Source organism: Cryptosporangium japonicum (assembly GCF_039524755.1).
Classification (GTDB): Bacteria; Actinomycetota; Actinomycetes; order Mycobacteriales; family Cryptosporangiaceae; genus Cryptosporangium; species Cryptosporangium japonicum.
The window spans coordinates 417,954-431,810 of record NZ_BAAAGX010000006.1; the positions used below are offsets into that span (position 1 = coordinate 417,954).

Here is a 13,857-nt window from a genome sequence, read left to right on the forward strand (position 1 = left end):
ATCAGACAAACGCGAGGAACGTCACCCTTATTCTCGACCGCTCGTGCGCCATGATTACCAGCGGGTACAACTATTCGGCTACCACACAGCCGCCACCGCAGGCGACGACGAGGGAGACGAGCGTGCACAAGGTTCTCATCGCCAACCGGGGTGAGATCGCGGTTCGCGTGGTTCGCGCCTGCCGTGATGCGGGGCTGGTCAGCGTGGCCGTCTACGCCGACTCCGACCGGGACGCGCTGCACGCGCGACTGGCCGACGAAGCGTACGCGCTGGGCGGCGACACCCCCGGCGACTCGTACCTGCGTATCGACAAGCTGATCGACGTCGCCACGCGGTCGGGGGCCGACGCGGTCCACCCCGGCTACGGCTTCCTCTCCGAGAACGCCGACTTCGCGCAGGCCGTGATCGACGCCGACCTCACCTGGATCGGCCCCACGCCGGACGCGATCCGCGCGCTCGGCGACAAGGTCGAGGCCCGGCACATCGCCACCGCGGCGGGTGCGCCGCTGGTTCCCGGCACGAAGGACCCGGTCGCCGGCGCGGACGAGGTCGTCAAGTTCGCCGAGGAGCACGGCCTCCCGGTCGCGATCAAAGCCGCGTTCGGCGGCGGCGGGCGCGGCCTCAAGGTGGCGCGGACGCTGGAGGAGATCCCGGAGCTGTTCGCCTCGGCCGTACGCGAGGCGGAAGCCGCGTTCGGGCGCGGCGAATGCTTCGTCGAGCGCTACCTGGACCACCCGCGTCACGTCGAGGCCCAGGTGCTGGCCGACCAGCACGGCACCGTGGTGGTCGTCGGCACCCGCGACTGCTCGCTCCAGCGGCGTCACCAGAAGCTGGTGGAAGAGGCACCGGCGCCGTTCCTGAACGACACGCAGCGCACGAACATCCACGACGCCGCCAAGGCCATCTGCAAGGCCGCCGGGTACCACGGCGCCGGCACGGTCGAGTTCCTGGTCGGGGTCGACGGCACGATCAGCTTCCTCGAAGTGAACACGCGCCTGCAGGTCGAGCACCCGGTCAGCGAGGAGACCGCGGGCGTCGACCTGGTTCGGGAGCAGTTCCGCATCGCCGACGGCGAGCCGCTGCGCTTCACCGAGGACCCCACGCCGCGCGGCCACTCGTTCGAGTTCCGCATCAACGGTGAGGATCCGGGCCGCAACTTCCTGCCCGCTCCCGGCGCGGTCAACTCGTTCGTGCTGCCCACCGGGCCGGGCGTCCGGGTCGACACCGGCGTCGAGCCGGGTTCGGTGATCGGGGGGAACTTCGACTCGCTGCTGGCCAAGCTGATCGTCACCGGTTCCACCCGGCAGGAGGCGCTCGAGCGTTCCCGGCGAGCCCTGGACGAGATGCAGGTCGACGGCATCGCGACCGTGCTGCCGTTCCACCGCGTCGTGGTGCGCGACCCGGCGTTCGCGCCGGCGGACGCGAACGAGCCGTTCAGCGTCCACACACGATGGATCGAGACCGAGTTCGACAACCAGATCCCGCCGTACTCCGGGGGCGCCCCGGAGATCGCGGAGGACGCCGAACGCGAGACCGTCGTCGTCGAGGTCGGGGGCAAGCGGCTGGAGGTGTCGCTGCCGGCCGGGCTCGGGGTGTCGGCGAGCACGCCGGCGGCGAAGAAGCCCAAGAAGCGCGCCGGCGGGGCCAAGTCCGGCGCGGCCGCGAGCGGCGACTCCGTGGTCTCCCCGATGCAGGGCACGATCGTGAAGATCGCGGTCGCCGACGGGGACGAGGTCGCCGAAGGTGACTTGGTCGTCGTCCTCGAGGCGATGAAGATGGAGCAGCCGCTCACCGCTCACAAGGCCGGCACCGTCTCGGGCCTGTCGGCCTCGGTGGGTGACGTCATCGCGAGCGGCGCAGCGGTCTGCGAGATCACATAGTCAGTCGGTGTACTCGGTGATGCTCTCGACGAGCGTGGCGAGGAACTCCTTCGGCTTCTCGATGTGGGGCGCGTGCCCGGTGTCGCTGATCACCAGTTCCTCGTAACGCCCGCCGGCGAGCACGTACCGGTCGAGCACGTGCCGGGTCTGCGACACCATCGGCTGCGGTGGCGCCACCTCGTCACCGGGCCACCCCGGCACCGCGCCGATCTTCCCCAGGTAGGCCAGGTCGAACAGCGAGGTGTCGGACACGATCACGTCCGAGTCACCGCGGATCCAGTAGATCGGCGGCTTCGGCTCGATCACGTCCAGGTCGTCGACCCGGAAGAACGTCGGCGCCATCGTGTTGAGCACCCCGCGTGTCCCCGGCAGCGCGCCGGGCCACTCGGGCGTGACCTCGGCCGTGCCCGGGTAGTTGTCGTCGCCGGTGCGGGTGCTGAGCATGGAACTCACCCAGCGGTCGGCGTCGTCGGGCTCGGGCGTGAAACCCGACTTGACGTAGCTGCTGAGCAGCACCGACCGCGGGGAGACCGCCGCGTCCGCGGTGCGGTCACCGGTGGCGAGACGCTGGACGAACTCACCGTTCGCGCTGCCGGCCCCGGAGCCCAGCCCCGGCGGGTCGAGGTGCGTGCCGTCGACGCCTTTCGTGCCGCCGAACCCGTACGGCGAGACCGGGTTGACGAGCGTCGCCGTGCGGACGACCGCCGGGTGCTCGCGCAGGATGTGCAGCACCACGCCGCCGCCCATGCTCCACCCGACCAGGTGCACGCGGTCCAGTTCCAGCGCGGCCAGCAGCCCGAGCACGTCGTCGCTGAAGTCACGCAGGCCGCGGGTGGCGTCGACCGGGAGTTGGTCGGTGTCGCCGAAACCGCGCAGGTCCACGGCGATCGGCCGGAACGTAGCCGGGAGGTCACGCATCGCGTACTGCCAGAACAGCGACGACGACACGTTCCCGTGGACGAAGACGACCGGCTCGCCGTCGGTGCGGTGCTCGACCTCGAGGACGTTGACCGTCAACCGCTCGGTCGGAACCCGGCGGGTGGTGATCCCGGGCAGCAACAAGTCCATCACTGCGCTCCGTTCTGGATGGCGACGGCGACCGCTTCCGCATACTGCGGCGCGAACAGAATCGTGTAGTGGTTGCTCCCCGGCAAGCGCTCGACCGTGATGTGGTACGTCATCGGGCGCGCCAGCCGGCTTCGAGCGCCAGCGCTTTCGAGAGGCCTTCCGGCCCGTGTTTCGCCGCGGCCGTGGCCAGCGCCTCCGCACAGGCGAGCCCGATGCCACTGGCAGCTCCGGTGACCAGCGCGGTCTTACCGGCCAAACTCATGGGCGCTCCCGCGAGAACCGAACTCCATGTCGGTTTTCACACTCACACCACCGGTCCGGCCCGTCAACGGGCCGTACGTCCTACTCGAACTCGTGTTGCATGAGTTGCCGGGCCGCCTCGGTGAGGGAGCCGGAGAGCGACGGGTAGATCGAGATCGTCTGGGCGATCTGGTCGACCGTGAGGTGGTTCTGCACCGCCATCGCGACCGGCAGGATGAGCTCGCTCGCCCGCGGCGCGACGACCACGCCACCGATCACCAGGCCGGACGCCGGGCGGCAGAACAGCTTCACGAAGCCGTCGGTGAGCCCCTGCATCTTCGCCCTGGGGTTGGTGCCGAGCGGCAGCGTGACCGTGCGCGCCGGCACTTCACCGGCCTCCATCGTCGTCTGGCCGAACCCGACCGTGGAGATCTCCGGGTCGGTGAACACGTTCGCGGCGACCGTGCGCAGCCGCAGCGGTTGCACGGCCTCGCCGAGCGCGTGCGCCATCGCGATCCGGCCCTGGGCGGCGGCCACCGACGCGAGCATCAGGACCCCGGTGACGTCACCGGCGGCGTAGATACCGGGGACGTTGGTGCGCGACACCCGGTCGACGGTGACGAACCCGCCGCCCCCGGTCTCGACGTTGCTCTCCTTCAGCCCGAGATCGGAGGTGTTCGGCACCGAACCGATCGTCATCAGCGCGTGGCTGCCCTCGACCGTGCGGCCGTCGGTGAGCCGGACCACGATTCCGTCGGCCGTACGTTCGACCCGATCCGCGCGGGCTTTATAGAGAATCGTCATCCCGCGCCGGGCGAACACCTGCTCGATCAGGTTGGCCGCGTCGGAGTCCTCGTGCGGCATCACCCGGTCACGGCTGGAGACGAGCGTGACCTGGACGCCCATCGCGAGGTACGCGCTGGCGAACTCGGCGCCGGTCACACCCGATCCGACCACCACCAGGTGGGTCGGCAACTCCGGCAGGTCGTAGACGTCACGCCAGGTCAGGATGCGCTCACCGTCGGGCTCGGCGCCCGGGATGATGCGCGGCGTGGCGCCGGTGGCGAGCAGGACGTTGTCGGCCTCGACCTGGTACGGCGTGCCGCCGGACGGCTCGATCGTGACGACGTGACGCAGCTCGACGCGGCCGTCGAGCCGGGCGAACCCGGTGACCACCTCGACGCCGGCCGCGGCGACCGTGCTGCGGATGTCGGCCGACTGCGCCAGCGCCAGGCCCTTGACCCGGCCGTGCACGGCGGCGGCGTTGACCTTCACGTCCTCGGGTTCGCAGGCCATGACGCCCACCGAGTCACCGTGCCGGAACGCGTTCGCGGCATCGGAGGAGGCGATGAACGTCTTGCTGGGCACGCAGTCGTAGAGCACGCACGCGCCGCCGAGCCCGTCGCGTTCGACGAGCGTCACCTCGGCACCCAGCCGGGCAGCGACGAGCGCCGCCTCATATCCGGCGGGACCGCCACCAATGATCACGATGCGCGAGGACACGACAAAAACCTTAGTCGACGTCAGTCGGGGAACAGCCGCCCCACCGTCCCGGTTAGAGTGCCCACCCATGGGCCTCTACGCCGCCTACGGGACGAACATGCACCCGAGCCAGATGCAGGAGCGCTGCCCGCGCTCCCCGAGCGCCGGAATCGGCTGGCTCGAGGGATGGCGGCTGACGTTCGGTGGTGAGGAGCTCGGCTGGGAGGGAGCGCTCGCCACGATCGTCGAGGCTCCGGACGAGCGGGTGTTCGTCGCGCTGTACGACGTCAGCGAGTTCGACGAGCCGACGCTCGACGCCTGGGAGGGCGCCGACCGCGGCCTCTACCGGAAGCTCAAGGTGCGTGTGCACACGCTCGAGGGCGAGGCGCTGGCCTGGCTGCATGTGCTCGACTCGTTCGAGGGTGGCCTCCCGTCGGCGCGGTACCTCGGTCTGATCGCCGAGGCCGCCCAGGCGGCCGGCGCCCCCGACGACTACGTGAGCGCCCTCCGCGCACGCCCCTGCAACTCAACCGAGCTCTAGCACCCAGTGCTCGGCCAGCCCGTTCGGGTCCAGTGAGTCCTCCCGGCTCGTGCGGTCGAGCGTGAAGCCGGTCTTCGCGTAGATCGCCCTGGCCGCGGTGAGCGCGTCCTGCGTGTGCAGCACCAGGCGCGCGTGCCCCGCGGCGCGCGCGTACGCCACGCACTCCTCCACCAGGCGGACGCCGAGCCGCTGACCACGCGCGGCCGGCTCCACCAGGAGGAGCCGCAGCCGCGCGGTGCCGGCGTCCTCCGCCACGTACGCGATCGACCCCACCAGCCGCCCGGCGCGCTCGGCCACCCAGACGCGTGACTGCTCCGAGCGCCCGAGCAGGTCGGCGACGATCGCCGCGACCGCCGCCTCGAAGCCCGGCCAGCCGTACTCCGCCTCGTAGATCTCGGCGTGCCGGGTCAGCACCCAGCCGAGCTCGCCGATCCGCGCGGTACGGATCGTGACCTCGGGCTCGGACTCGCGGAAGAGCAGGCCGACGACGGTGTCGAGCGCGGTCACCAGCGCGCCCCGGTCGGCCGGCCCGAGCGGATCGAGCAACTCCGCGACCTGCGAATCGGCCCGGGAGGCCAGTTGCGCGGCGACCTCGCGCCCGGCGTCGGTGACCGCGACGAGCTGACGGCGCCGGTCGTCCGGATCAACCGTGCGGGTGAGCAGCCCCCGCTCCGCGAGCCGGTCCAGCAGACGGGTGGTGTAGCCCGGGTCGAGCTGCAGCCGGCCGCGGAGCTCCACCACCGGCTGCGGGGAGCGCTGGGTGATCTCGTAGACCAGCCGGGCCTCCGGGAGCGTCAGGCCCGAGTGCAGGTAACTGTCGTCGAGGAGCGCGGTCACCTCGGTCCACGATCGGTTGAACCGCCGGATGCTCGCGATCTGGGTTGCCGTCATGACCGGATCATCGCGCATTCTTTGACGGAGTCAAAGGTTATCGGTGATAAAGAAGAACCGTGGCCGAGAAGGACCGGCTGGCGCGCTACCGGGCGATGCGCTCCGCCGACCGCACGCCCGAGCCCGTGCCGGACGATGCTCCGGCGCCGAGCGTTGGAACGAGATTCGTCATCCAGGAGCACCACGCGCGCTCGCTGCACTGGGACTTCCGCCTCGAACGCGACGGCGTCCTCGTCTCGTGGGCGATCCCGAAGGGCCTGCCACCCGACCCGAAGCAGAACCACCTCGCGGTGCACACCGAGGACCACCCGCTCGACTACGCGAGCTTCGAGGGCGCGATCCCGGCCGGCGAGTACGGCGGCGGCAACGTCACGGTCTGGGACCACGGCACGTACGACCTGGAGAAGTGGACCGAGCGGGAGGTGAAGGTCGTTCTCCACGGGACACGCTCGAACGGGCGATATGTCCTGTTCAAAACCGGGAAAGACTGGATGATCCACCGCATGGATCCGGTTCCGGAAGGGTGGCAGCCGCTCCCCGAGCTGGTGCCACCGATGCTCGCCACGCTCGGCGCACTGCCCGGCGACGACGCCGAGTGGGCCTACGAGATGAAGTGGGACGGCGTCCGACTCGTGCTGTACATCTCCGGTGGACGGGTCAAAGCACTCACCCGCAACCACCGTGACGTCACCAGCAACTATCCGGAGCTGCACCAGCTCGCCGCGTCGGTCGGCATCCGGCAGATGGTGGTGGACGGCGAGGTCGTCGCCACCGACGCGAACGGGCGGATCAGTTTCGGCGCGCTGCAGAACCGCATGCACGTCTCGCGACCGACCAAGAAGCTGCTGGCCGACTCACCGGTCACGTTCCTGGCCTTCGACCTGCTCCACCTCGACGGCGAGCCGCTGCTCGAGCGGCCCTACGCCGAGCGAAGAGCACTCCTCACCGAGCAGGGGCTCAAGGGCGCGCACTGGTCCACCCCGCCGCACTTCGCCGGCGGTGGGGCCGACGCGGTGGCCACCAGCCGCGCGCAGGGCCTCGAAGGGATCGTGGCCAAGCGGCTCACGAGCAAGTACCTGCCCGGCAAACGCACCAGGGACTGGGTGAAGGTCAAGAACATCCGCACCCAGGAGGTCGTCGTCGGCGGCTGGCGTCCCGGCGCCGGACGCCGGGAGGGGCGGGTCGGCTCGCTGTTGCTCGGCATCCCCGGGCCGGACGGGCTGGAGTACGTCGGGCACGTCGGCACCGGCTTCACCGACGCGGTGCTCGACGACCTGACCCGGCGCCTGCTGCGCACCGAACGCAAGACGAGCCCGTTCGCGAACCCGCTCCCCCGCCCGCACGCGAAGGACGCGCGGTGGGTGACGCCGAATTTGGTGGGCGAGGTGGCGTTCGGCGAGTGGACCGGCGAGGGCCTGCTCCGCCACCCGGCGTGGCGCGGCCTGAGATCGGACAAGAAGCCCGGCGACGTCCGCCTAGAGGGCGCGTTCCCGGAGCGCGATCAGCGCGGTGTTGACCAGTAGGCGAACGCCGATACCGATCGCTTTCTCGTCGACGTCGAACGAACCCTGGTGCAGGTCGAGCGCCTCGCCCGGCCGGCCGACGCCGAGCCGCGCCATCGCACCCCAGGAGTGCTCGAGGTACCAGGAGAAGTCCTCGCCGCCCATGCTCTGCTGGGTGTCGACGAGCGCTTCCGGGCCGAGCGTCTCGAGCGTCGCCTCGCTGAGCACGCCGGCCGAGTGCGCGTGGTTGACCACCGGCGGCATGCCGCGGTTGTACTCGACGTGGGCGACCGCACCGGTGGGCGCGACGACCTGGTGCACGAGCTGCTCGATCAGCTTCGGCGCCAGCTCCCAGGCCGCGTGGTCGAGGCAGCGCACCGAACCGCTCACGGTGCCGCTCTGCGGGATCGCGTTCGGCGCCACCCCGCTGTGCACGGCCCCGAACACCAACGACAACGCCGAGCGGACGTCCACCCGGCGGGCCAGCAGCGCCGGCACGTCGGTGACCACCCGGGCCAGCGCGGTGACCAGGTCGACGGTGAGGTGCGGGCGGGCGGTGTGGCCACCGGGCCCGGACAGGTCCACCTTCACGAAGTCGGCCGCGGCGGTGATCGCGCCGGTGCGGAGTCCGACCTGGCCGGTCAGCGTCCGTGGGTCGCAGTGGAGCGCGAAGATCTCCTCGACGCCCGCCATCCGCCCGGCGTTGATCACGTCGAGCGACCCGGACGGCAGCGCCTCCTCGGCCGGCTGGAACAGCAGCCGCACCCGCCCCGGCAGCGCATCCCCCAGCGACGCCAGCGCCAGCCCCGCGCCCAGCACGACAGTGGTGTGGACGTCGTGCCCGCACGCGTGGCACACACCCTCCACCGTCGAGCGGTACGGCACGTCCTTCACGTCGGGCAGCGGCAGCGCGTCGAGATCAGCACGGAGAGCGACCATGTGCTCACCCGAACCGATGTCGCAGGAGAGCCCGTTGCCCTTGGGCAACATCACCGGGTGCAGGCCGGCCTCGGCGAGCCGTTCGGCGACGAGCGCGGCGGTGGGCTGCTCGGTGTTCGACAGGTCAGGATGTGCGTGCACATGCCGCCGGAAGCGGATGAGCTCGTCTTCGTGCGCTGCGACCCAGGCGTCCAGGTTCACCGGGAAGGGCCGTCTGCAGTCGCCGTTGGGCCGCTTGGCATCGGCAGAGTGTACCTCCCTGTTCCAACACGGGGTGTGACCGGTCGGTTCCGACTTCATCACCCGACTGATACGGGTTCTGAACTGCGCGAACAGGGCTTTCGTGTAGGTAAGCGACGGCGACTGTGCCCTACCGCACTTGCCCCACGCCGTCTGGTCCGAGACCCTTCAAGGACGGTGATCGGGTCCGGGCTGGCACGATTGGACCCGAGCGCTAGGACGGGCGAGTAGAAAAGGTGAGCGTGGACGCACCCACCCCGGTAGACGGCACCTCGGCCGCGAACGCGCCCGACGGCCGAACCGTCGGCAGACGCTACACCCTGCGATCTTCCGTGGGGTCCGGTGGCATGGGTACCGTCTGGCGCGCCTTCGACGAGTTGCTGCGCCGCGAGGTCGCGGTCAAGGAAGTGCTGCTCCCGGCGGGTATCCCGGCTCCGGAGCGCGCGGTCCTGTGCGAGCGGACGCTGCGCGAGGCGCGTGCCGCCGCGGCCCTCAACCACCCGGCGGTGATCCGGGTCTACGACGTCGTCAACGACGGCGACCGGCCGTGGATCGTGATGGAGCTGCTCGACGCCGCGAGCCTGGCCGACACCCTGCGCGACGAGGGCCCGCTGCCCTACGACCGGGTCGCCGAGATCGGACTGGCCGTGCTCGGCGCGCTCGAAGCCGCGCACCGGGTCGGGGTGCTGCACCGCGACGTGAAGCCCGGCAACGTGCTGCTCGGCATCGACGGCCGGGTGACGCTCACCGACTTCGGCGTCGCGCGGTCACCGAACGAGTCGCCGCTCACCAGCACCGGCCTGCTGCTCGGCTCGCCCCAGTACATCGCGCCGGAGCGGGCCCGCGGGCGCTCGTTCGGCCCGCCGAGCGACCTGTTCTCGCTCGGCGCCACGCTCTACACCGCGGTCGAAGGCCGGCCCCCGTTCGACCGCGGCGACCCGCTGCCGACGATGACCGCGGTCGTCGTCGAACCGCCGGACCAGATGGCGTTCGCCGGGCCGCTGGCGCCGGTGCTGCTCGGCCTGCTCGAGAAGGACCCCGAGCAGCGCTGGGACTCGATCAAGACACGTAACGCGCTGCGTACCGTGCTGTCCGGCGGGCGCATCACGTCGCTCGACGGCGGCGGTGGACGCGCGCCCCGCCAGCCGGCCGGCCCGGCCGACCGGGCACAGCAGCAGCCGCAAGGACCCGCTCGCCGCCGCCCGGACGCGCCGAGCCCGAGCTCCGGCGCGCCCGGCATGCCGCCTCCGCCGCCGCCCGGTGGTGCGGCGTCGAACCGGCCCGCTCCCCCGGCGCCTCCGGGTGCTCCGCCCGCGCCGCCCGGCGCGAAGCCGGCCGCCGCCGCGGACGGCACCCCCGGCCAGCGCGGCACCGCCGAGGGCACCGCGGCGATGGCCGTCAACCCGTTCACCACCGACGGGGTCCCGTCACTGCCACCGCCCCAGTCCGACGACGCCGCCGCGAAGGCGGCGGACCACCGGCCGGGGACGCACGGGCAGGCGGCCCGGCCCGGCGCCGGGCGGGCGACCGTGCGCGGCAGCGTGTCGGTGCCCGGCCAGCAGGCGCCGCAGCCCGGTCAGCAGGCACCGGCCCAGCAGGCCCCGGGGCAGCCGCCGGCTTCGGGGTACGCGCGGGTGCCCGGGGTGGCACCGGCACCGCCGCACGGGCAGCCGCCGGGCCCGCACCCGCAGAGCGCCGGCTACGGGCCGTCGACCTACGGCGCCCCGTACGGTGGTTCGACCGGGTACGGCGAACCACCACCGCCGCAGAACTCCACGGCTCCGCTCCCGTCGGCGCCGCCGTCGGCCAACCCCCGCCGCTCGGCGTACATGGGTGGGCACACGATGGTGTCGCCGTCGCCGGGCCTTCCCGATCACCACGCCCCCGACGGCCGGCGCCGCACGATGCTCGTCGTCGCCGCGATCGTCGTCGCGGTGATCCTGATCGGCCTGATCAGCTACCTGGTGAGCGTGATGGCCTCGGGCGACGACAACGCCTCGGCGGGCAAGTCGACGACCTCGGCCACCGCGGGCGCCACCGTGCCGCTCAAGTCCTACGACTACCCCGACCGCGGTTTCACGCTGAAAGCTCCGGCCGACTGGTCGGAGAAGAAGGCCGAGACCTACGTCGACTACGACGGTCCCCAGGGCGACAAGCTGCGCGCGCTGATCGAGAGCGGCTCCTCACCGGAGCAGCACCTCAAGAGCGCGGAGAACTACCAGAAGCAGCGGCTCTCCAAGGGCCAGATCACCGCGTTCGAGACCGTGTACCAGCGGGAGAGCACCAAGAAGCTCGGTGGACGGGACACCTGGGAGTGGGAGTTCACCTACACCGAGAGCAACGTACGCAAGCACCGGGTCTGGCGGGTCGCCGTCGTCGACGGCAAGGCCTACAACCTGTACCTGACCACCGCTGACGGCGACTTCTCCGAGCGCTTGCCGCTGTACGACCAGATCACCGCGTCGTTCACGTTCGACCGCCCCTGAGGTGCGCCGACCTCGCAACGGGTAGCGTGCTCTGGCGTGACGACGACGACCGATCCTTCCAGCCCCGAGTTCCTCGCGACCTCCGCGGCCACCGCGCTCGGCGAGGCCACCGGCGTGCGCAAGCACGACGTCGCGCTGGTGCTCGGTTCGGGGTGGGCCCCCGCCGCCGACCAGATCGGCGCGGCCGACTCCGAGGTCCCGCTCGACCGCCTCGTCGGGTTCGCCCCGCCGACCGCGCTCGGGCACGTCGGCTCGGTGCGCTCGCTGACCGTCGGCGAGAAGAAGGTGCTGATCTTCCTCGGCCGCACCCACCTGTACGAGGGGCGTGGGGTGGAGCCGGTCGTGCACGGCGTGCGGGTGGCCGCCGCGGCGGGCTGCGGGACGATCGTCCTCACCAACGCCGCCGGTGGGCTGCGTGCCGGGATGTCGGTCGGTCAGCCGGTGCTGATCAGCGACCACCTCAACCTGACCGGCCGCTCCCCGCTGGTCGGGGCCACGTTCGTGGACCTCACCGACCTGTACTCGCCGCGCCTGCGTGCGCTGGCCAAGGAGATCGACCCGTCGTTGGAGGAGGGCGTCTACGCCGCGCTCCCCGGGCCGCACTACGAGACGCCGGCCGAGATCCGGATGCTCGGCACGATCGGCGCCGACCTGGTCGGCATGTCGACCGCGCTGGAGGCCATCGCGGCCCGTGCGGCCGGCGCCGAGGTGTTCGGCCTGTCGCTGGTGACGAACCTGGCCGCGGGGCTGGCCGGCAAGCCGCTCTCCCACACCGAGGTCATCGAGGCCGGCCAGGCGTCCGCCACCCGGATGGGCAAGCTCCTGGGCGAGCTCATCGCGCGGGCCTAGTCCAGCTAGTCCAGGTCGGGGAAATCCTCCTCGCGGTACTCGTGGGGACGGCGGTGGTCGCCGCGTTCACGTTTGCGCAGTTCGATGCGGCGCACCTTGCCGGAGAGCGTGCGGGGTAGCGGCCCGAACTCGAGGCGCCGGACACGCTGGTACGGCGGCAGGTGCGAGCGGGCGTAACGCAGGATCTCGCGCGCGGTCTCCGGGCCGGGCCGGTACCCGTCGGCGAGGTCGATGTACGCCTTCGGCAGCGCGTCGGCGGCCTCGGGCGTCGGCACCACCGCTGCCTCACCGACCGCCTCGTGCTCGGCCAGCACCCCTTCGAGCTCGACCGGCGAGATCCGGTGCCGTCCGTGCGTGAACACGTCCTCGACCCGGCCGAGATACCGCAGGTACCCGCACTCGTCGGCGACCGCGACGTCGCCGGTGCGGTAGTACCGGCCCCGGGTGACGGGCGCCCGGCCCGCGACGGCCGGCTCCACGGCGTCGAAATAGTGCGACATCAGCCCCAGCGGACGCCGGGTCAGGTCGAGGCAGATCTCGCCCTCCTCGCCCGGCGCGGCCGGGTAGCCGCTCAACGGGTCGACGAGCACGACGGGGCAGCCGGGCAGCGGGCGGCCCATCGCGCCGAGCGTCACCGGCTGCCCCGGCGTGTGCGCCACCAGCGCGGTCGCCTCGGACTGCCCGTAGCCCTCCCGGATCGTGAGCTTCCAGGCCTGCCGGACCCGGTCGACGACACCGACCCCGACCGGCTCGCTGATCGTGACCAGCTCACGCAGGCGCGGCAGCCGATCGCGCCACTCGGCCAGGTCGGCGGCCGCGGCCAGCGTCCGCCAGATCTTCGGCGGCGCGCACATCGTCGTCACCCCGTACTGCTCCAGCAGCGCGAACAGGGTTTCGGGAGCGGGCGTCGGCGCCGCGTGCACCAGGACACAGGCCCCGGCGTTCCAGGGCGCGAACACGTTTCCGCACAGGTGCTTCGTCCAGCCGGGCGAGGAGATGCTCAGGTGGACGTCGCCGGGGCGCAGGCCCGCCCAGTACATCGTCGTCAGATGCCCCACCGGGTACGAGACGTGGGTGTGGACGATCGCTTTCGCCCACCCGGTGGTGCCCGGGGTGAACAGGATGAGCAGCGGATCGTCGGCGCGGGTCGGTCCGTCCGGAGCGAAGTCGCCGGTCTCGGCGTAGCAGTCGTCGTAGCCGAGCCAGCCCTCCACCGGCTCGCCCACCGCGATCCGGGTGCCCGCGGCGGGCAGCCCCGCGGCGCGGTCGGAGCGCACGATCAGGTGGGCGACGTCGGCCCTGGCCATGCGTCCGGCGACTTCGGACGGCGCCAGCAGCGGCGAGGTGGGCACCGCGACCGCACCCAGCTTCATCAGCGCGAGCAGCGATTCCCACAGCTCCACCTGGTTACCGAGCTGCACCAGCACCCGGTCACCCCGGCGAACCCCGCGCCGGCGCAGCCAGCAGGCGAGCCGGTCGGAGCGCCACGACAGCTCGCCGAACGTCAGGCATTCGTCGTTCCCGCTCGCGTCGACGATCCACAGCGCCCGGTCGTCGGCGTGCCGGGTGGCCAGGTATCCGTCGAACCAATCCAGCGCCCAGTTGAACTCGCTGAAATCCGGCCACTCGAACCGGCGGATCGCCGCCGGGTAGTCGGCGGCGGTCTCCATGAGCAGATCTCGGGCAACCCGGAACGCCCAGCCCGGATCGGTCGGTGTCACTGGCCGCTGCCTGACCTT

At 71.7% G+C, this 13,857-nt stretch carries 11 protein-coding genes; 5 read left to right on the top strand and 6 right to left on the bottom strand.

What is annotated here, in order from left to right; all coding sequences use genetic code 11:
* The first annotated feature begins 122 nt into the window (after positions 1-122).
* On the top strand, positions 123-1,880 hold the full coding sequence (locus ABD437_RS06905; protein ID WP_344647889.1) for an acetyl/propionyl/methylcrotonyl-CoA carboxylase subunit alpha: 1,758 nt from the start codon (positions 123-125) through the stop codon (positions 1,878-1,880).
* Here ABD437_RS06905 and ABD437_RS06910 read toward each other — a convergent pair whose 3' ends face one another.
* The 3 genes from ABD437_RS06910 to ABD437_RS06920 form a co-directional block, all read right to left on the bottom strand.
* Positions 1,881-2,948 (bottom strand): alpha/beta fold hydrolase, encoded by a 1,068-nt coding sequence (locus tag ABD437_RS06910; RefSeq protein WP_344647890.1) that lies wholly within the window; start codon positions 2,946-2,948, stop codon positions 1,881-1,883. It abuts the gene before it with no gap.
* A 109-nt stretch (positions 2,949-3,057) separates the two neighbouring features.
* Positions 3,058-3,210: a hypothetical protein gene (locus ABD437_RS06915; RefSeq protein WP_344647891.1), complete on the bottom strand. Its 153-nt coding sequence runs from the start codon at positions 3,208-3,210 to the stop codon at positions 3,058-3,060.
* Positions 3,211-3,290: 80 nt separating this feature from the next.
* Positions 3,291-4,691, bottom strand: a complete 1,401-nt coding sequence (locus ABD437_RS06920) for an NAD(P)H-quinone dehydrogenase (RefSeq protein WP_344647892.1) — start codon at positions 4,689-4,691, stop codon at positions 3,291-3,293.
* 67 nt (positions 4,692-4,758) lie between these two features.
* On the opposite strand from ABD437_RS06920, the gene ABD437_RS06925 reads away from it, so the two are divergent.
* The gene (locus ABD437_RS06925; RefSeq protein ID WP_344647893.1) at positions 4,759-5,211 is read left to right on the top strand and encodes a gamma-glutamylcyclotransferase family protein; all 453 of its coding nucleotides are present in this window, start codon (positions 4,759-4,761) and stop codon (positions 5,209-5,211) included.
* Here ABD437_RS06925 and ABD437_RS06930 read toward each other — a convergent pair.
* Positions 5,197-6,102 (bottom strand): bifunctional helix-turn-helix transcriptional regulator/GNAT family N-acetyltransferase, encoded by a 906-nt coding sequence (locus tag ABD437_RS06930; RefSeq protein ID WP_344647894.1) that lies wholly within the window; start codon positions 6,100-6,102, stop codon positions 5,197-5,199. The genes ABD437_RS06925 and ABD437_RS06930 overlap by 15 nt on opposite strands.
* Positions 6,103-6,161: 59 nt before the next feature.
* On the opposite strand from ABD437_RS06930, the gene ligD reads away from it, so the two are divergent.
* Positions 6,162-7,625, top strand: a complete 1,464-nt coding sequence (gene ligD / locus ABD437_RS06935; RefSeq protein ID WP_344647895.1) for a non-homologous end-joining DNA ligase — start codon at positions 6,162-6,164, stop codon at positions 7,623-7,625.
* Here ligD and ABD437_RS06940 read toward each other — a convergent pair.
* Entirely contained in the window at positions 7,578-8,843 is a 1,266-nt protein-coding gene (locus tag ABD437_RS06940; protein ID WP_344647896.1) for an amidohydrolase, read from the bottom strand. The genes ligD and ABD437_RS06940 overlap by 48 nt on opposite strands.
* Before the next feature lie 287 nt (positions 8,844-9,130).
* Here ABD437_RS06940 and ABD437_RS06945 point away from each other — a divergent pair, with 287 nt between their 5' ends.
* Both ABD437_RS06945 and ABD437_RS06950 read left to right on the top strand, forming a co-directional pair.
* On the top strand, positions 9,131-11,269 hold the full coding sequence (locus tag ABD437_RS06945; RefSeq protein ID WP_425558099.1) for a serine/threonine-protein kinase: 2,139 nt from the start codon (positions 9,131-9,133) through the stop codon (positions 11,267-11,269).
* 36 nt (positions 11,270-11,305) lie between these two features.
* The gene (locus ABD437_RS06950; RefSeq protein ID WP_344647897.1) at positions 11,306-12,118 is read left to right on the top strand and encodes a purine-nucleoside phosphorylase; all 813 of its coding nucleotides are present in this window, start codon (positions 11,306-11,308) and stop codon (positions 12,116-12,118) included.
* Positions 12,119-12,123: 5 nt separating this feature from the next.
* On the opposite strand, the gene ABD437_RS06955 is transcribed toward ABD437_RS06950, so the two are convergent.
* Positions 12,124-13,839, bottom strand: a complete 1,716-nt coding sequence (locus ABD437_RS06955; RefSeq protein WP_344647898.1) for an AMP-binding protein — start codon at positions 13,837-13,839, stop codon at positions 12,124-12,126.
* Between the last annotated feature and the right edge of the window lie 18 nt (positions 13,840-13,857).

What these genes read in the sequence shown, in the direction of transcription:
- ABD437_RS06930 (WP_344647894.1), bottom strand. Translation starts at nt 6,102, where the DNA reads ATGACGGCAACCCAGATCGCGAGCATCCGGCGGTTCAACCGATCGTGG.
- ABD437_RS06910 (WP_344647890.1), bottom strand. Translation starts at nt 2,948, where the DNA reads ATGGACTTGTTGCTGCCCGGGATCACCACCCGCCGGGTTCCGACCGAG.
- ABD437_RS06940 (WP_344647896.1), bottom strand. Translation starts at nt 8,843, where the DNA reads ATGAAGTCGGAACCGACCGGTCACACCCCGTGTTGGAACAGGGAGGTA.
- ABD437_RS06925 (WP_344647893.1), top strand. Translation starts at nt 4,759, where the DNA reads ATGGGCCTCTACGCCGCCTACGGGACGAACATGCACCCGAGCCAGATG.
- ABD437_RS06945 (WP_425558099.1), top strand. Translation starts at nt 9,131, where the DNA reads ATGGGTACCGTCTGGCGCGCCTTCGACGAGTTGCTGCGCCGCGAGGTC.
- ABD437_RS06915 (WP_344647891.1), bottom strand. Translation starts at nt 3,210, where the DNA reads ATGAGTTTGGCCGGTAAGACCGCGCTGGTCACCGGAGCTGCCAGTGGC.